Origin of the sequence: Pseudomonas sp. GM60, assembly GCF_000282415.1 — a bacterium.
Lineage (GTDB): Bacteria > Pseudomonadota > Gammaproteobacteria > Pseudomonadales > Pseudomonadaceae > Aquipseudomonas > Aquipseudomonas migulae.
Genome location: NZ_AKJI01000026.1, coordinates 43,205 through 60,106, shown reverse-complemented (window position 1 = coordinate 60,106; position 16,902 = coordinate 43,205). Strand labels below are relative to the sequence as shown.

The window sequence follows — 16,902 nt, the reverse complement described above, 5'->3', positions numbered from 1 at the left end:
GTTTACTCCTCTGCCCCGGCAGCTGAATGCGAACTCATGTCCATCCCTTCCATGGCGGCCACTTCGTGCTCTTTCTTCTCGTGGTGCATCGGCTTGCCTGGTTTCATGCCTTCGTACTTGTCGACGATGATCTGGAACAGGTTCGGCGTGACCGAGGAGTAGAGCTCGACTGGGTTGTTCTGGCTTGGCTTGGAAAGGGCTTCGTATTCAGCTTTTTCAAGCTGTTTAGGTGCCTTTTTGACTTCGCTGACCCAGGCGTCGAAATCTTCCTGGGAAGTGGCGATAGCTTTGAACTTCATGCCGGTGAAACCCGCGCCGCTGTAGTTGGCGGAGATACCGTCCATTTCAGCGTTCTGGTTGGCGATCAGGTGCAGTTTGGTCTGCATGCCGGCCATCGCGTAGATCTGGCCACCCAGCGCCGGGATGAAGAACGAGTTCATCACGGAGTCCGAAGTCACCTTGAAGTTGATCGGCGTGTGCGCCGGGAACACGATCTTGTTGACGGTGGCGATGCCTTGCTCCGGATAGATGAACATCCACTTCCAGTCCAGCGCGACCACTTCAATGGTGATTGGCTTGACGTCGGAGACCAGCGGCTTGTAAGGGTCCAGTGCGTGGGTCGACTTGTAAGTGACATAACCCAGGGCAATGATGATCAGCACTGGAACAGCCCACACCGCGATTTCGATCTTGGTGGAGTGCGACCATTTCGGCGTGTACACGGCGTCGGTGTTGGACGCGCGGTATTTCCAGGCGAACAGGAAGGTCATGACGATGACCGGAACCACGACCAACAGCATCAGCAGCGTTGCGGTGATGATCAGGTTTCGCTCGTCCAGGCCAACCTGGCCCTTGGGATCGAGCAAGGTCATGTTGCAGCCTGACAGCAACAACGTGCCGATCAGCGGCAATAAGCCTAGTAGTCTGGGGTACCTGTTTTTACTCATCTCACGACCTCTAAAGCAGCTTGCGCAATGCAGTTGGGTTTTGATCGCCAACACTTCACCCTGCCAAGGGTTGGCATTTTCTTGGATTGAATAAGGGCCGCCCGTCGCGCGTCAGACGCTGCTCGACAATTCCTGGGCAAGCGGTGAGTTCTTATTCGAATTCGTGGTCAAAGGCCTTGTTACAGACCAATTCCATTTGGTGCGGATAGTTGGAAGGCACCGACACCAGAGGAGTCGCATGAAGCCATCCGGCCCCTCGACGTCCTATTGCTGCTCAAGCACCTGAAGCAGGGTGAGCAGTGCCGGGAATTCAGTGCGGGCGATTGTAGATATGTAACGATTCATAAACCATGTCTCATCCCGAAATAATTTTTATCCATTCCAGCAACAATCATTAACGGTTTTCGCAAAAGTGCGGCATCTTATCGAAATTCATTCTCAACAAAAACACCAAAATAAGTAGGGCTACCACGCGCAGTTCAGACAGTATCGAAAGCTCTGCCTCTGCCCTCTACCCTGCCTAAGCCCCCATGTGACAAGGGCTCTGGCAATTTGCCAAGGCCTGTTAAAACTGCCTGTTCCAGGTTGAGAGCGCTAAAGCCTGCTGCGAAATCAGAAGACCATTTTCATTACGTCTACGCATACCAATCCGACACGCTGAAACGCCTTGCGACACTCGCGCTGTGACAACATGTCGCACATGCGCCGCACCCGTTCTTGTCGCGCATCAAGGTCTTTTTACCCGAGCCCTGAATGGCAAAACGCCCCGACTCTCTCAACGAGGGCCGGGGCGTTTTCATGTGTTGCGCAGCGATACCGCGAATGACCTCAGCGCAGTGCTTTGCGGTTGCGCGAAGTGAGCAATGGCACCAGCACCACCACCAGGACAAAGGCAATCAAAGCCCACTGTGCGAGCGACAGACCCAGGATCGGCGGGTACGGCGTGGAGCAGAAACCGTCGACCTGGAACCCCAGTGGGAAGATCTTCGCCAGCGGCAGACCATCGACTATCGGTTGCAACACATCGATGCCGCAGCTGACTGCCGGATAGAACTGGGTATAGACGTGATGCCCGGCTACGCCGACGCCTGCCAGGGCGCAGATCACCACCAGGGTTTCAAACACCGTGATGCTGCGGCGGGTGCGCATTGCCGCGCCGATGAACGCGAAGATCGCGATCAGCAACAAGGCATAACGTTGCAGGATGCACAGCGGGCACGGCGCCTCGCCCAGCACAATCTGCATGTACAGCGCGCCGCCGATCAGCGCCAGACAGATGATGCCCAGCAACACCAGGTAGCGCCGCTCACGGCCCAACCGCATCGTTTCCTCGCTCATTGCGTTTCCCTTCTAGATATCGATTGACCGGAAGTCTACACGCTGGCCCGGACCTTGGAGAGCCCGGGGCGTGTGGAATAGATGTCGGGAAATAAACGATAAGGTGGTTAAGAAGGGATTAAATTCGATCACTTTCCAGAGATTTGCATGATCCCACGACCGCATCGCCAGCAGGCTGGCTCCCACTTTTGAATGCATTCAACTGTGGGAGCCAGCCTGCTGGCGATGCGGCTGCTCAGTCACCGTAGATATCGGACTTGAAGTACTTCTCGGAAATCTTCTGGTACTCGCCGCTGGCGCGAATACCGTCGATGGCCGTGTTCAGTTGGCTGACCAACTCGGCGTTGCCCTTGCGCACCGCAATCCCGGCGCCCTCGCCCACGTATTTCGGATCCTTGAGCTCTGGCCCGACGAAGGCGTAACCCTTGCCGCGCGGCATCGACAGGAAGTCATTCAGCGGGATGGTGTCGGCGAAAATGGCGTCGAGGCGACCGGCCGCCAGGTCCATGTAGATCTCTTCGTTGTTGCCATAACGCTTGACAGTGATGCCCTTGGGTTCAAACACCTCGGTGGCATAACGGTCCGTGGTGGTCGCACGTTGCACGCCCACAGTCTTGCCTTTGAGGCTGGCGTACTGATCATCCACCACCGCGCCTTCCTTCATTACCAGGCGCGATGAGGTGAAGTAGTACTTGTGGGTGAAGTCCACCGACTTCTTGCGGTCTTCGTTGATGGTCATGGACGACAGCGCCATGTCGATTTTCTTCACTTTCAGGGAAGGAATCAGACCGTCGAACTCACCTTCGACCCAGACGCACTTGACCTGCATCTGCGCGCACAGGGCATTGCCGATGTCGTAGTCGAAACCGACGATTTCACCTTTGTCGGTTTTCGACGCGAACGGTGGGTAAGCCGCCTCGATGCCGATGCGCAGGGTTTTCTCGGCGGCAAACAAAGTGCTGCACGCCAACAGGCTCAGGGCCAGACCGGTGATGAGGGGGAATTTCTTCATGTTCGTTCTCTCGCGGGTTGTTGTTGGTTTGGCAAGACAGAAGAAAGAGCAGAAACGGGGCACGCCTTTTTTGTACTTATAATTCCATACTGGACTTTTATGTATGAACCGTCAATTGGGGGGAACGCGGATGTGCCGGGCGGTGAGTCAGGAAGGTATTGGGTGATGCAGATGGCCTCTTCGCGGGCAAGCCTCGCTCCTACAGGGATTGGTAATGTCTGAACGACACGATCCTGTAGGAGCGAGGCTTGCCCGCGAAGGCGTACTTGAAGGCGTCGCAGGGGTTACTGCTTCCAGCGATCCGCCGCAGCATGATCACTGTCACGCCCTTCCACCCAACGCGCGCCATCACGGGTGTTCTCTTTCTTCCAGAACGGTGCGCGGGTTTTCAGGTAGTCCATGACAAAAGCGCAGGCATCGAACGCGGCCTGGCGGTGGGCGCTGGCGGCGCCGACGAAGACGATCGGCTCACCCGGTTCCAGGGCGCCGATGCGGTGCAGCACTTCCAGCTTGAGCAACGGCCAGCGTTGTTCGGCCTCGATGGCGATCTTGCCGAGAGCCTTTTCGGTCATGCCCGGATAGTGCTCCAGGAACATCCCGGCCACGTCGAGCCCGTCATTGAAGTCGCGCACGTAACCGACAAAACTCACCACCGCACCGACGCCAACATTGGCGGCGTGCATGGCGTTGACTTCCGCACCCGGATCGAACGCCGTGGACTGCACGCGAATCGCCATGGTTCAGCCCCCGGTCACGGTCGGAAAGAACGCCACTTCATCGCCATCACTTACCGGCTCGTCGAGTTGGCAGAGGTCTTCGTTGCGGGCGCACATCAGGTTCTGCTCGCTCAATACATCGGCGCCGTCACGCTTGGCCAGCAGTGCGCGAACGTCATCGACGGTGGCGAAGTCACCTTCAACTTTCACTGAGTCGACACCCAGTGCTTCTCTATAACGAGCGAAAAACTTCACGGTGAGGTTCATGGCTGATCCGCCTGGTAATGACCGCTCTTGCCCCCGAGTTTCTCCAGCAACCGCACGCTTTCGATGGTCATGCCACGATCCACGGCCTTGCACATGTCATAAATCGTCAGCGCCGCGACACTGGCTGCGGTCAGCGCTTCCATTTCGACACCGGTCTGCCCGGACAACTTGCAGCTCGCGACGATGCGCACGGTGTCGTCGCCTTCGGCACTCAGTTCGACCTTGACGCCGGTGAGCAGCAACGGATGGCACAGAGGAATCAGATCGCTGGTTTTCTTCGCCGCCTGAATGCCGGCGATGCGCGCTACGGCGAACACATCACCCTTGGGGTGACCGCCGCTGACGATCATTTGCAGGGTTTCGGGCAGCATGCGCACCCGCGCTTGAGCGGTGGCTTCACGGAACGTTACGTCTTTTTCAGTGACGTCGACCATGTTGGCGCGACCTTGGGAATCGAGATGAGTCAGCACAGGGTTACTCCTGATCAAGAGCCTCGATTGTAAACCCGTGGGTCAATCTTCCGCACGTTTGATTATGGAATCACGACAATCCCTTGTAGGAGCGAGGCTTGCCCGCGAAAAACGATAACGCGGTGTGCCTGACAGACTGCGTCGTACCCTTCGCGGGCAAGCCTCGCTCCTACAGGGGGGATTTGTGTTGGGCATAAAAAACCGGGCGACCCGCGAGGGCCGCCCGGTGTTTTGGTGAGGGTTACAGATGCGATTCGGCGTATTCGGCCAGAATCGAGCGAGGCACCCCTTGCAGGGTGATGTGCACACCGTTGGGGAAATCCTTGAAACGTTCAGTCAGGTAGGTCAGCCCGGAGCTGGTCGCGGACAGGTAAGGGGTGTCGATCTGCGCCAGGTTGCCCAGGCACACCACTTTGGAACCGGCGCCGGCACGGGTGATGATGGTTTTCATCTGGTGCGGCGTGAGGTTCTGGCATTCGTCGATCAAAATCAGGCTCTGCTGGAAGCTGCGACCCCGGATGTAGTTGAGGGATTTGAACTGCAACGGCACTTTGCTGAGGATGTAATCGACGCTGCCATGGGTGTTTTCGTCATCCATGTGCAAGGCTTCGAGGTTGTCGGTGATGGCGCCCAGCCACGGCTCCATTTTTTCCGCTTCGGTGCCGGGCAGGAAACCGATCTCCTGGTCCAGGCCCTGAACGCTGCGCGTCGCGATGATCCGGCGGTAGCGTTTGCTGACCATGGTCTGCTCGATTGCCGCCGCCAGTGCCAGGATGGTTTTGCCGGAACCGGCCGCACCCGACAGGTTGACCAGGTGAATATCCGGATCAAGCAAGGCGTACAGCGCCAGGCTCTGATAGATGTCACGCGGTTTCAGGCCCCAGGCTTCCTGGTGCAACAGGGGTTCCTGATGCAGATCGAGAATCAGCAGTTTGTCTTCGTCGATCTCCTTGATCCAGCCGACAAAGCCCTGCTCATCGATGATGAACTCGTTGATGTGCACCGCCGGCAGGTTGTCGGTCAGCTTCACCTGGTGCCAGGTGCGGCCGTGGTCCTGACGGGTTTCGACATTACTCACGCGATCCCAGAAGGAGCCATCCATGTTGTGATAACCATTGGGCAGCAACGAAACGTCGTCAACCAGTTGGTCAGTGCTGTAGTCCTCGGCCGCGATCCCGCAGGCACGGGCCTTGAGGCGCATGTTGATGTCTTTGGTGACCAGCACCACGGGCAGCTTTGGCGCGCGCGCGTGCAGGTCGATCAACTGGTTGATGATGATGTTGTCGTTCAGGTGTTCAGGAAGAATGATGTTCGGTTCGGCACGTTTGCTCATCAGAATTGACAGCAAACCCTTGGGCCCACTTTTGCCACGCTGGATCGGCACCCCCAGCTCAACGTCTTCAGGGCTGGCTTCGCCCAGGGTCTTGTCGATCAGGCGAATCGCCTGACGGCATTCCGCAGCCACGCTGTGATGCCCGCTCTTGAGCTTGTCCAGCTCCTCAAGCACGGTCATCGGGATCGCGACGTGGTGTTCTTCGAAGTTCAGCAGGGCGTTTGGATCGTGAATCAATACGTTGGTATCGAGTACATAAAGGATTGGCTGGTTGGAGGAAGAACTACGTCCGTGATCATCCATACTCGGTCACCTTTGTGGGAGCCATTCGACGCAATACCTTGGCGGTGCTGCGCCTCGAAGTGACTGCCGAATTCACCTGCGGGGACTCAAGTGAACTGCATCCATAGCTGGGTCTTGGGAGACGCCACCTGTGTTGCAGGTTTCGGCGGTCTGTCTTCGTAATACTCCAAAACATGTGACAGAAAAAAGCACTTTGACGCTTTTTTGAAGTTTATTTTTCAGAGTGACGAATAGCCCTTGGCGTGCAGGCAATGTGCCGTTAAAGTCGGAAGTCCGCCTGCACTGAATATCCCTCCAAAATCGCCCTTCCCCCAATGTTTATGGGCTTTCCCGCTTTCAGCGAAACGCATCCTGACAATCTTCCCAACCGATCCCGCTGAGCGCCGTTTGCGTCACAAGCCAGGGCACCGCCGTTTTCACGCCGTCCTGTTTAATGTTGAAATTGATCACCCCATGCCGCCACAACAGCATCAGGGTCAGCACGCGCTGCGCGCTCTGACTGGCCTTGAGTTTGCCGGCGCCGTCCTGGGCATCGATGTCCCACAGCGCCACTTGCAGGCCCTGGGATCTGAAGAAGCCTTGCGCGTCTGAACGGCGCTGACCATCGGGCGGACGAAACAACGGCACGTAGTTCTCCGGCAATTTGCTTTTGACCAGTTCGGCGCTGCGCCGCACCGAGTCCTGCCAGTCCTGCCAATGGCTGTGGGAGCGGAACTCCCAGCCTTGCACGCCGATGCACTGCGCCGAGTAAGTGGCTTGCAGGTTGGCGACGGAACGATCGGTCAGACGCGCCTGAATGTCCTTGCCAAGAACGAAAAACGTGCCCGTCATGTTGGACTTGCGCAGGTACTCGGTGACCCACGCCGTGTTGTCCGGCGCGGCGTTGGCGGCACTGTCGAAGGTCAACAGGAACAGCCGGTCATGCATCTGCTCGCCGTTGCGCTCGTAGTCGCCAAAACGATCGACTTCACTGCTTGTTTGCGGAAACAGTGCGGCCTTGCGCAACTGCTCGTCGAGGTACTGCGCATGGAACAGTCGGCTCGGCTCGGACCACTTGATGTAGTAGCTGTCGGCACTGACCTGAAACTTGGCGGCTTGCTCACGCAAGGTGGCCATGTCCTCCACCAGATAACACCAGGAAGCGTCCTGATCACAACTCTGCTGGGCGAAGTTGTAGTTGGCCAGCAACTGTTGCCACATGCGCTGCCGCAGGCGGTTGACCGAGTCCAGGTTGATGGTGCGCAAGCCCAGGCGCTGGGCCAGGCTCGCGTCATCCAGCGATTCGCTGGCCAGCAGCACGCGCGCGAACATCAGAATCTCTGCCCGCGAGGCGACATCGAACAGCGTCGGATTGCTGAGCTGTTCAGGCCAGGTGCTGCGATCAAGCGTCGCCACATCGCCCGGCGCCGCCAGGGCACCGAAACTCAACAGCCACGCCGAAAAAAGAAAAACGATACGCAATGGGATGTCTCCATAACAAAACCCGCGCGGCACTATAGCTGATCCGGCCCCTATTCCCGCAGCGCCGCCAAACACCTGTAGGAGCGAGGCTTGCCCGCGAAAGCGGTGTTTCAGCCACTGATGTTCAAACTGATACACCGCTTTCGCGGGCAAGCCTCGCTCCTACAGGAGATCGTGGCCACCGATCATCACCTATGGACTTGATAGCTGGAGTCAACACGGACAACCCCCTAGAATCGCCCCACGATTAAAGGAGACGACTTCATGCTGATGGTGATTTCCCCCGCCAAGACCCTCGATTACGAAACACCGCCGGCCACCCAGCGTTTCACCCAGCCGCAATACCTCGACCATTCCCAGGAGCTGATCCTGCAATTGCGCGACCTGACGCCGGCGCAGATCAGCGAGCTGATGCATGTCTCCGACAAGATCGGCGGACTCAACGCCGCGCGTTTCGGCAGCTGGACACCGGCGTTTACGCCTGAAAACGCCAAACAGGCCCTGCTGGCGTTCAAGGGTGACGTTTATACCGGTCTCAACGCGCAAACCTTCAGCGAAGCCGATTTCGATTACGCCCAGCAGCATCTGCGCATGCTGTCCGGCCTGTATGGCCTGTTGCGTCCACTGGACCTGATGCAACCGTACCGTCTGGAAATGGGCACCAAATTGCCCAACGCCCGTGGCAAGGACCTGTATGCCTTCTGGGGCACGCGCATCAGCGAATGGTTGAACGAAGCCCTGGCCGATCAGGGCGATGATGTGCTGCTGAACCTGGCGTCCAACGAGTATTTCTCGGCGGTCAAACGCAGCGCCCTGAATGCCCGCATCATCAATACCGAGTTCAAGGACCTGAAAAACGGTCAGTACAAGATCATCAGCTTCTACGCGAAAAAGGCCCGGGGCATGATGAGCCGCTTCGTCATCGAAGAACGCATCAACGACCCCGCCGCACTCAAGCAGTTTGACGTTCAGGGCTATCGGTACAGTGCCGAGCAGTCTAAACCGGACAACCTGGTGTTCCTGCGCGATCACGCCCCCGAGTAAATGCACCCGGTCGGTGCACGACCGCAAAAGCGTCGTGCACCGCCTACAAATCGCCAAACAATCCCCCGCCTTTTTCGCCAGTTATTTGGCGCCAATTTTCAATCAATCAAAATCCTAACTTTAGTTTCACTCGACTTTCGTGATTTTTTTCAGTAGTGGCACTAAAAAAAATTATCAGTAGTGGCATAAAACTATCTAATCCAACGACGACCCTATGTATCAAGGGTGAAACAGCCGTTGCTATCAATATGAAAGCAGTGCCATCTTTTTCAATATTTCAAGAAATTTCAGAATTCGCGATGGGTGGACTGGAACTATGTCCAAATGCGTAGCTCATACCACCGGTAACCATTATCTCTGAACATGTACGAGATAACTTACGCAGAGAAGAGATTCACGTAGCGAAGTTGTCACAATAACTTCGGCTACATAATCCCTGATTTGGGCAACATCTGAAGGAAAGGAGATAACGCATCACTACTATCCCCTACACGGCCAAGGCAGCGCCCCTATAAACGTGCTCACCTGAGCACCAAACCGCTTGATTTACGGGCTTTCGGCCTGGCATTGAGCGCGCAAGACCTTTGCACGAAGGACCTCGACCAGAGGACTCGGCTGCATAACAGGGCAAGTCATAACAATAAGGCCTGGTTACGCACACCTTGAGTGCACTTATTTAGACACTCGGAACTTAGTATGCCTGTACACGGCATTGTGGCGCCTGACTGCCGCACTTCCGAGCGCACTACAACTGCTGAACACACTTAATTCCGGCCATGTAATGGCTTGTTGAACACAGTCTTGTTAACGAGAGGTAAATGCGATGCGCATCAGCATATTTGGTTTGGGTTACGTCGGTGCAGTATGTGCCGGTTGCCTGTCTGCACGGGGCCATGACGTCGTTGGCGTCGATGTCGCCAAAGACAAGATCGATATGATCAATTCCGGCAAATCGCCAATCGTTGAACCAGGTCTGGGCGAACTGCTGGCCAAGGGTATCGAGACCGGTCGACTGCGCGGTACGACCAACTTCGCGGAAGCGATTCGCGACACCGACCTGTCGATGATCTGCGTCGGCACGCCGAGCAAGAAGAACGGCGACCTGGAACTGAACTACATCGAAGCCGTGTGCCGCGAGATCGGTTTTGTCCTGCGTGACAAGACCACCCGCCACACCATCGTGGTTCGCAGCACCGTTTTGCCGGGCACTGTCGCAAACGTTGTCATCCCGATCCTCGAAGACTGCTCCGGCAAGAAAGCCGGTGTTGATTTCGGTGTGGCGGTGAACCCTGAGTTCCTGCGCGAAAGCACCGCGATCGCCGACTACGACCTGCCACCGATGACCGTCATCGGCGAATTCGACAAGGCGTCCGGCGACGTTCTGCAATCGCTGTACGAAGAACTCGACGCGCCGATCATCCGCAAGGACATCGCCGTTGCCGAGATGATCAAGTACACCTGCAACGTGTGGCACGCCACCAAGGTGACCTTCGCCAACGAGATCGGCAACATCGCCAAGGCGTGCGGCGTCGATGGTCGTGAAGTGATGGAAGTGGTCTGCCAGGACAAGACACTGAACCTGTCCCAGTACTACATGCGCCCTGGTTTCGCCTTCGGCGGTTCGTGCCTGCCCAAAGACGTGCGCGCCCTGACCTACCGCGCCGGCGCCCTGGACGTGGAATCACCGCTGCTGAACTCGCTGATGCGCAGCAACGAATCCCAGGTGCAGAACGCCTTCGACATCGTTTCCAGCCACGACAAACGCAAAGTCGCCCTGTTGGGCCTGAGCTTCAAGGCCGGCACCGATGACCTGCGCGAAAGCCCGCTGGTTGATCTGGCAGAAATGCTGATCGGCAAAGGCTACGACCTGAGCATCTACGACGCCAACGTCGAATACGCCCGCGTTCACGGTGCGAACAAGGACTACATCGAGTCGAAGATTCCTCACGTCTCGTCCTTGCTCAATGCCGACTTCGACGAAGTGATCAACAACTCCGACGTGATCATCCTCGGCAACCGTGACGAGAAATTCCGCGCCCTGGCGCAGAACGCTCCGCACGGCAAGCAAGTGATCGACCTGGTCGGCTTCATGTCGAAAGCCACCAGCGTGAGTGGCCGCACCGAAGGCATCTGCTGGTAACACAGCCTCTGTAGGAGCCAGGCTTGCCGGCGAACCAGGCGCCACGGTGTGTCAGGTACGCCGCCTTCGCGGGCAAGCCTCGCTCCTACAGGTCTGATGAGACCGCTTGGCATTTACGCCTGCCTTAACCCCATCGGGCCACCCCACAGGCTCGCCCGAGATCGAGACGGATGCAGATTATGCACAGGCTAAAGCACGGCCTACTTCAGGCCGCCGGTTGGCTGTTTTACTTAAGTCTTTTGATGGGCATCGCCATGGCGTTGCCTGTGTCCACGTTCGACTCCGAGTCGAAGGACTTCATTTTCCTGATCGGTATCGTCGGTATCTGGCGCTACTCGATGGGTGCCACGCACTTTCTGCGCGGCATGCTGTTTCTGTACGTGGTCTACCCGCACCTGCGGCGCAAAGTGCGCAAGCTGGGTAAAGCGGCAGACCCGTCCCATGTGTTTTTGATGGTCACCAGTTTCCGTATCGACGCGCTGACCACCGCCCAGGTCTACGCCTCGGTGATCCGCGAAGCGATCGACTGCGGCCTGCCGACCACCATGGTCTGCTCCATCGTGGAAATGTCCGATGAGAAGCTGGTGAAAAGCCTGTGGACCAAGATGAATCCACCGGAGCGCGTCAAGCTCGACTTCGTGCGCATTCCCGGCACCGGCAAGCGTGATGGCCTGGCCTACGGTTTCCGCGCCATCTCCCGTCACCTGCCGGACGACCGCGCCGTGGTGGCCGTGATCGATGGCGACACCGTGCTCGCCGAAGGCGTCGTGCTCAAGACCGTTCCGTGGTTCCAGCTATTCGGCAATGTCGGCGGCCTGACCACCAACGAGTTCTGCGAAGTGCGCGGCGGCTACATCATGAGCGAGTGGCACAAGCTGCGCTTCGCCCAGCGTCACATCAACATGTGCTCGATGGCCTTGTCCAAGCGCGTGCTGACCATGACCGGCCGCATGTCGGTGTTCCGCGCAACGGTCGTGACCAACCCGGACTTCATCGCCGATGTGGAAAGCGACTCGCTGCAACACTGGCGCCTGGGCCGCTTCAAGTTCCTCACCGGTGACGACAAGTCGAGCTGGTTCAGCCTGATGCGCCTGGGTTACGACACGTTCTACGTGCCCGACGCGGCGATCCACACCGTGGAACACCCGCCGGAAAAAAGCTTCATCAAGGCCAGCCGCAAACTGATGTTCCGCTGGTATGGCAACAACCTGCGCCAGAACTCCCGTGCCCTGGGCCTGGGGATGAAGCGCCTCGGCCTGTTCACCTCGGTGGTGCTGTTCGATCAGCGTGTATCGATGTGGACGTCCTTGCTGGGCCTGACCGTCGCGCTCATCGCGTCGTTCAAGTACGGCACCGCGTTCATCCTCGTTTACCTGCTGTGGATCGGCATCACCCGCCTGATCCTGACCGTGCTGCTGTCGTTGTCCGGTCACCGGATCGGCCCGGCCTACCCGGCGATTCTCTATTACAACCAGATCGTCGGTGCGCTGGTGAAGATCTACGTGTTCTTCCGCCTCGACCAACAGTCCTGGACTCGCCAGCCCACTTCCCTGACCCGTGATCTCGCCAGCTTTCAACGTTGGTTCAACACCTGGTCGTCTCGGACCATGACCTTCTCCGCCGGCAGCATTTTTGTCGCCGTGCTGCTGATGATGGTCTGACCGCCCCCTTATTGAATTAACCAGGAAATCGCCCCTATGAATACCGCCGTCAACGCCAATGTAGTGCATGAATCCGAAGCCCAGCGCCAACACGCCCGAGTGAAAATTCCGGCCAAGCTGCGTTTCTTCGGCCCGGACCGCACGCCGGTTGAAGCCCGGGTCCTCGACCTCTCTGCCGGCGGCCTGGCGTTCAACGCCGGTCAGCTGCCGCTGAAGGTCGGCGACGTGCACAAGGCTCGCCTGCAGTTCGTCATCGATAACCTCGGCCTGGCCATGGACGTAGAGATGCAAGTGCGCTCCTTCGACCGCCAGACCGGCCGTGCCGGTTGCCAGTTCCAGAACCTGGAACCGCAAGACATCTCGACCCTGCGCCACCTGATCACTTCGCACCTGGCCGGCGACATCGTCAGCATGGGTGAAGTGCTGGCGACCCTGCAGCGCGACAACTTCACCAAGGCGCGCAAGGTCAAGGATGGCGGCCACGGCATGACCGCGTTCGGTCGCCTGCGTGCCGTGACCTTCAGCCTGGGGATTTTCCTCGTCGGTCTGGCGGCGTTCGGTTTCATTTTCAAATCGGTGTACGGCATGTACTTCGTCAGCCATGCGCAGGCCGGTCTGGTCAGCGTGCCGGGCATGAGCATCACCATGCCCCGTGACGGCACCGTGCAAAGCCTGATCAAGGCCGACGGCGTTGCCGCCAAAGGCGCGCCACTGGCAACGTTCAGCACCAGCATGCTCGACGTGCTCAAGGGCCATCTTGACGACAATCAACTGCAACCGGCCAAGGTTGAAGAACTGTTCGGCAAGCAAATGACCGGCACCCTGACCTCGCCATGCGATTGCACCGTGGCCCAGCAACTGGTCGCCGACGGTCAGTACGCCAGCAAGGGCGACGTGATCTTCCAACTGGTGCCGCGTAACAGCGAAGCCAACGTTGAAGCGCGCTTCTCCTATCGCCAGTTCAGCGACGTGCGCCCAGGCACCAACGTCAACTTCCAGATTGCCGGCGAAGACAAGACCCGCACCGGCAAGATCGTCAGCAGCACCAGCCTGAAAAGCGCCGACCTGTCGTCCGACATCCGCGTGCTGATCCAGCCGGACGAGCCGCTGGACAGCAAGTTCGCCGGTCGCCCGGTTGAAGTGAACAGCGACCGTGGCCCGAACCTGAACTGGCTGATCGATAAAGCCATGGCTTCCGGTCTTTAAGTCGAGGACATGCCTGTGACGACTCCTACCTTGAACACACCGCAGACCCTGTGGGAGCGAGCCTGCTCGCGATGGGATCAACGCGGTTCAACTGATGCACCGCGCTGCCTGAATCGCCAGCAGGCTGGCTCCCACATTGGAACAGTGTGTGCCTTGGCATTGGCCGTCAGCCTGGCCGGTTGCGCCGGTCTGCCGGATCAGCGTCTGGCCAATGAAGCGCTCAAGCGCGGCGACACCGCGCTCGCGCAGCAGAACTACAAGCAACTGGCCGACCTGGGCTACAGCGAGGCTCAAGTAGGCCTCGCCGATATCCAGGTCGACAGCCGCGACCCGGCGCAGCTCAAGCAGGCCGAGGCGACTTACCGCGCCGCGGCCGACGTATCGCCGCGAGCGCAGGCTCGCCTGGGTCGCTTGCTGGTGGCCAAACCCGGCTCCACCGAAGCCGAACAGCACGAAGCTGAAGCCCTGTTGAAAAAGGCTTCGGCCAATGGCGAAGGCAACACGCTGATCCCGCTGGCGATGCTGTACCTGCAATACCCGCACAGTTTCCCCAACGTCAACGCGCAACAGCAGATCAGCCAATGGCGCGCCGAAGGCAAACCGGAAGCCGGCCTGGCCCAGGTGCTGCTCTATCGCACCCAAGGCACTTACGACCAGCACCTGGACGAAGTCGCAACGATCTGCAAAGCGGCGTTGAACACCACCGACATCTGCTACGTCGAGCTGACCACGGTTTACCAGAAACAAGGCAAACCGGAACAGCAAGCCGAGCTGATCAAGCAAATGCAAGCGGCACATACCCGTGGCACCGTTTCCGCTCAGCGCGTGGACAGCGTCGCTCGTGTGCTTGGTGATGCAAGCCTGGGCAAGACCGACGAAAAAACCGCTCAGGCGCTGCTCGAAGACATCGCCCCCGCCTACCCCGCTTCGTGGGTCAGCCTGGCGCAATTGCTCTACGACTTCCCGGAACTCGGCGACGTCGACACGATGATGAAGTACCTGGACAACGGCCGCGCCGCTGACCAGCCACGCGCCGAACTGTTGCTCGGCAAGCTCTACTACGAAGGCAAATGGGTGCCGGCGGACGCGAAAGTCGCCGAAGCACATTTCCAGAAAGCCGTCGGCAAGGAAGTCGCCGCCGATTACTACCTCGGCCAGATCTACCGTCGCGGTTACCTGGGCAAGGTCTATTCGCAGAAGGCACTGGACCACTTGCTGACCGCTGCGCGCAACGGCCAGAACAGCGCCGACTTCGCCATCGCCCAGCTGTTTTCCCAAGGCAAGGGCACCAAGCCCGACCCGCTTAACGCTTATGTCTTCAGCCAATTGGCCAAGGCCCAGAACACCCCGCAGGCCACCGAGCTTGCGCAAACTCTCGAAGCCCAACTGCCGCCTGCCCAGCTGGCCGAGGCCCAACGCCTGTTGAAACAAGAACAGGCCGTTCGTGGTGCCTTGAGCCAGAACACGCTGGAACTGCATGCCCTGCAAGAAGAAGACGGCGAGGAATCCCTATGAAGTTGAATCCATTCATGAAGGCCGGCATCGGCCTGACGTTTGCGCTGATCTGGTCTTGCCCGACCCTGGCGGCAATCACCGAAACCAAGAATTTCGGTCTGGACGTAAAAATCACCGGCCAGTCCGAAGACGACCGTGACCTCGGCACTGCCAGCGGCGGCGACGTCAATGGCGTCGGTCTCGACCTGCGTCCCTGGGTCTACGGCGAAAGCGGCGCGTGGAGCGCCTACGCCATGGGTCAGGCCGTGACGTCCACCGACATCATCGAAACCGACACCTTGCAGCAGTCCGACAGCGACGGCACCCAGACCACCGACAACGGTGATCGCAAGACCAAGAAAAACTACCTGGCGATGCGCGAATTCTGGGTCGGCTACAGCGGCCTGACACCGTATCCGGGCGAGCAGTTGAAGCTCGGTCGTCAACGCCTGCGCAACGACGACGGCCAATGGCGCGACACCAACATCGAAGCCCTGAACTGGACCTTCGACACCACGCTGTTGCGTGCCAACGTCGGCGTCGCCGAACGCTTCAGCGAATACCGCACCGACCTCAAAGAGTTGGCGCCAAAAGACAAAGACCGCCTGCACGTTTACGCCGACACGGCGTATCAATGGACGCCGGGCAACTGGGTCGGCATTCGCGGTCATCACACCCACGACGACGGCAAACTCGACTACCCGGAACCGGGCGTGCCCGGCGACTCGCTGGACAAGAAACAGAACGGCGACATCAGCTGGCTCGGCCTCACCGCTGACAGCGATGCGTACAACTACCGCAACACCAACACCGTCAATTACTGGGGCAGCATCACCGGCATGAGCGGCGACACCGAAACGGTGAATCAGCTCAACGCCGACGGCTCCCGCCCGACCGAAGCCAAGCGCGGTGAAGACCTCAACGGCTGGGCCACCGATATCGGCGTGCGCCTGCGCCTCGATCCGCAATGGCAAGTCGGTGCAGCCTATGCCCGCGCCAGTGCCGATTACGAACAGAACGGCCTGGAAAGCAACCGCTCGAACTACACCGGTACGCGCTCGCGGGTTCACCGTTTCGGCGAAGCGTTCCGTGGCGAAATGAACAACATGCAGACCGCTACGTTGTTCGGTTCGTGGATGCTCAACGACGAGTACGACGCCAGCGTGATCTACCACAAGTTCTGGCGCGTCGACGGCAACAAGCCGGTCGGCAGCAACGGCATCAACGCCGTCGAAAACGACACCGACCCAACCGGCGCGATTCTCTCCAGCACATCCCTGCCGCTGGAAGATGGCAACAAAGACCTCGGCCAGGAAATGGACCTTGTGGTCACCAAGTACTTCAAGCAAGGCCTGTTGCCTGCCGCGCTGAGCCAGTCGATCGACGAACCGTCGGCCCTGGTGCGCTTGCGTGGCGGCGTGTTCAAGCCGGGCGATGCCTACGGCAAAGAAGTCGACTCGTACATGCACCGCGCGTTCATCGACGTGATCTGGCGCTTCTGATGCGAACC

Annotated in this window: 14 protein-coding genes; 6 read left to right on the top strand and 8 right to left on the bottom strand. The window is 58.6% G+C overall.

The genetic code is table 11. The annotated features are described in order from the left end of the window. Nucleotides 1-2 precede the first annotated feature (2 nt). The 8 genes from cyoA to PMI32_RS24805 all read right to left on the bottom strand — a co-directional run bounded on the left by cyoA (nucleotide 3) and on the right by PMI32_RS24805 (nucleotide 7,847). Nucleotides 3-947: a ubiquinol oxidase subunit II gene (cyoA, locus tag PMI32_RS24770; RefSeq protein ID WP_008025394.1), complete on the bottom strand. Its 945-nt coding sequence runs from the start codon at nucleotides 945-947 to the stop codon at nucleotides 3-5. Between the two features lie 828 nt (nucleotides 948-1,775). Then, nucleotides 1,776-2,285, bottom strand: coding sequence for a disulfide bond formation protein B (locus PMI32_RS24775; protein WP_032828589.1), 510 nt, complete (start codon nucleotides 2,283-2,285; stop codon nucleotides 1,776-1,778). 235 nt (nucleotides 2,286-2,520) lie between these two features. Continuing rightward, nucleotides 2,521-3,297 carry an L-arginine-binding protein AotJ gene (gene aotJ, locus PMI32_RS24780; protein WP_008025389.1) on the bottom strand — a complete coding sequence of 259 codons (777 nt, stop codon included), beginning with the start codon at nucleotides 3,295-3,297 and terminating at the stop codon, nucleotides 2,521-2,523. A gap of 284 nt (nucleotides 3,298-3,581) precedes the next feature. Next, nucleotides 3,582-4,034: a molybdopterin synthase catalytic subunit MoaE gene (moaE, locus tag PMI32_RS24785; RefSeq protein WP_008025387.1), complete on the bottom strand. Its 453-nt coding sequence runs from the start codon at nucleotides 4,032-4,034 to the stop codon at nucleotides 3,582-3,584. Between the two features lie 3 nt (nucleotides 4,035-4,037). Beyond that, the gene (gene moaD / locus PMI32_RS24790) at nucleotides 4,038-4,280 is read right to left on the bottom strand and encodes a molybdopterin converting factor subunit 1 (protein ID WP_008025385.1); all 243 of its coding nucleotides are present in this window, start codon (nucleotides 4,278-4,280) and stop codon (nucleotides 4,038-4,040) included. Beyond that, the gene (gene moaC, locus PMI32_RS24795) at nucleotides 4,277-4,750 is read right to left on the bottom strand and encodes a cyclic pyranopterin monophosphate synthase MoaC (protein WP_008025383.1); all 474 of its coding nucleotides are present in this window, start codon (nucleotides 4,748-4,750) and stop codon (nucleotides 4,277-4,279) included. The genes moaD and moaC overlap by 4 nt, the downstream gene beginning before the upstream one ends. A 241-nt stretch (nucleotides 4,751-4,991) precedes the next feature. After that, nucleotides 4,992-6,386 (bottom strand): PhoH family protein, encoded by a 1,395-nt coding sequence (locus PMI32_RS24800; protein WP_008025381.1) that lies wholly within the window; start codon nucleotides 6,384-6,386, stop codon nucleotides 4,992-4,994. Between the two features lie 336 nt (nucleotides 6,387-6,722). Beyond that, nucleotides 6,723-7,847, bottom strand: a complete 1,125-nt coding sequence (locus PMI32_RS24805; protein ID WP_032828588.1) for a polysaccharide deacetylase family protein — start codon at nucleotides 7,845-7,847, stop codon at nucleotides 6,723-6,725. Between the two features lie 264 nt (nucleotides 7,848-8,111). Here PMI32_RS24805 and yaaA point away from each other — a divergent pair, with 264 nt between their 5' ends. The 6 genes from yaaA (at nucleotide 8,112) to PMI32_RS24835 (ending at nucleotide 16,894) form a co-directional block, all read left to right on the top strand. After that, nucleotides 8,112-8,891 (top strand): peroxide stress protein YaaA, encoded by a 780-nt coding sequence (gene yaaA / locus PMI32_RS24810; protein ID WP_008025377.1) that lies wholly within the window; start codon nucleotides 8,112-8,114, stop codon nucleotides 8,889-8,891. An 823-nt stretch (nucleotides 8,892-9,714) separates the two neighbouring features. Continuing rightward, complete coding sequence (locus PMI32_RS24815) at nucleotides 9,715-11,031, top strand: nucleotide sugar dehydrogenase (RefSeq protein ID WP_008025375.1); 1,317 nt, start codon at nucleotides 9,715-9,717, stop codon at nucleotides 11,029-11,031. Nucleotides 11,032-11,210: 179 nt separating this feature from the next. Then, nucleotides 11,211-12,692, top strand: a complete 1,482-nt coding sequence (alg8, locus tag PMI32_RS24820; RefSeq protein ID WP_443216496.1) for a mannuronan synthase — start codon at nucleotides 11,211-11,213, stop codon at nucleotides 12,690-12,692. Between the two features lie 36 nt (nucleotides 12,693-12,728). After that, nucleotides 12,729-13,898, top strand: a complete 1,170-nt coding sequence (locus PMI32_RS24825) for an alginate biosynthesis protein Alg44 (RefSeq protein WP_008025372.1) — start codon at nucleotides 12,729-12,731, stop codon at nucleotides 13,896-13,898. A gap of 9 nt (nucleotides 13,899-13,907) precedes the next feature. Beyond that, a complete protein-coding gene (gene algK, locus PMI32_RS24830; RefSeq protein ID WP_177318871.1) occupies nucleotides 13,908-15,413 on the top strand; it encodes an alginate biosynthesis TPR repeat lipoprotein AlgK in 1,506 nt (501 codons plus the stop codon). Continuing rightward, nucleotides 15,410-16,894: an alginate export family protein gene (locus tag PMI32_RS24835; RefSeq protein WP_008025369.1), complete on the top strand. Its 1,485-nt coding sequence runs from the start codon at nucleotides 15,410-15,412 to the stop codon at nucleotides 16,892-16,894. The genes algK and PMI32_RS24835 overlap by 4 nt, the downstream gene beginning before the upstream one ends. The last annotated feature ends 8 nt before the right edge of the window (nucleotides 16,895-16,902 follow it).

Coding starts and splice junctions, on each gene's coding strand:
- PMI32_RS24835 (WP_008025369.1), top strand. CDS start 15,410: ATGAAGTTGAATCCATTCATGAAGGCCGGCATCGGCCTGACGTTTGCG.
- moaD (WP_008025385.1), bottom strand. CDS start 4,280: ATGAACCTCACCGTGAAGTTTTTCGCTCGTTATAGAGAAGCACTGGGT.
- yaaA (WP_008025377.1), top strand. CDS start 8,112: ATGCTGATGGTGATTTCCCCCGCCAAGACCCTCGATTACGAAACACCG.
- alg8 (WP_443216496.1), top strand. CDS start 11,211: ATGCACAGGCTAAAGCACGGCCTACTTCAGGCCGCCGGTTGGCTGTTT.
- algK (WP_177318871.1), top strand. CDS start 13,908: ATGCCTGTGACGACTCCTACCTTGAACACACCGCAGACCCTGTGGGAG.
- aotJ (WP_008025389.1), bottom strand. CDS start 3,297: ATGAAGAAATTCCCCCTCATCACCGGTCTGGCCCTGAGCCTGTTGGCG.
- PMI32_RS24775 (WP_032828589.1), bottom strand. CDS start 2,285: ATGAGCGAGGAAACGATGCGGTTGGGCCGTGAGCGGCGCTACCTGGTG.
- cyoA (WP_008025394.1), bottom strand. CDS start 947: ATGAGTAAAAACAGGTACCCCAGACTACTAGGCTTATTGCCGCTGATC.
- PMI32_RS24825 (WP_008025372.1), top strand. CDS start 12,729: ATGAATACCGCCGTCAACGCCAATGTAGTGCATGAATCCGAAGCCCAG.
- PMI32_RS24800 (WP_008025381.1), bottom strand. CDS start 6,386: ATGGATGATCACGGACGTAGTTCTTCCTCCAACCAGCCAATCCTTTAT.
- PMI32_RS24815 (WP_008025375.1), top strand. CDS start 9,715: ATGCGCATCAGCATATTTGGTTTGGGTTACGTCGGTGCAGTATGTGCC.
- moaE (WP_008025387.1), bottom strand. CDS start 4,034: ATGGCGATTCGCGTGCAGTCCACGGCGTTCGATCCGGGTGCGGAAGTC.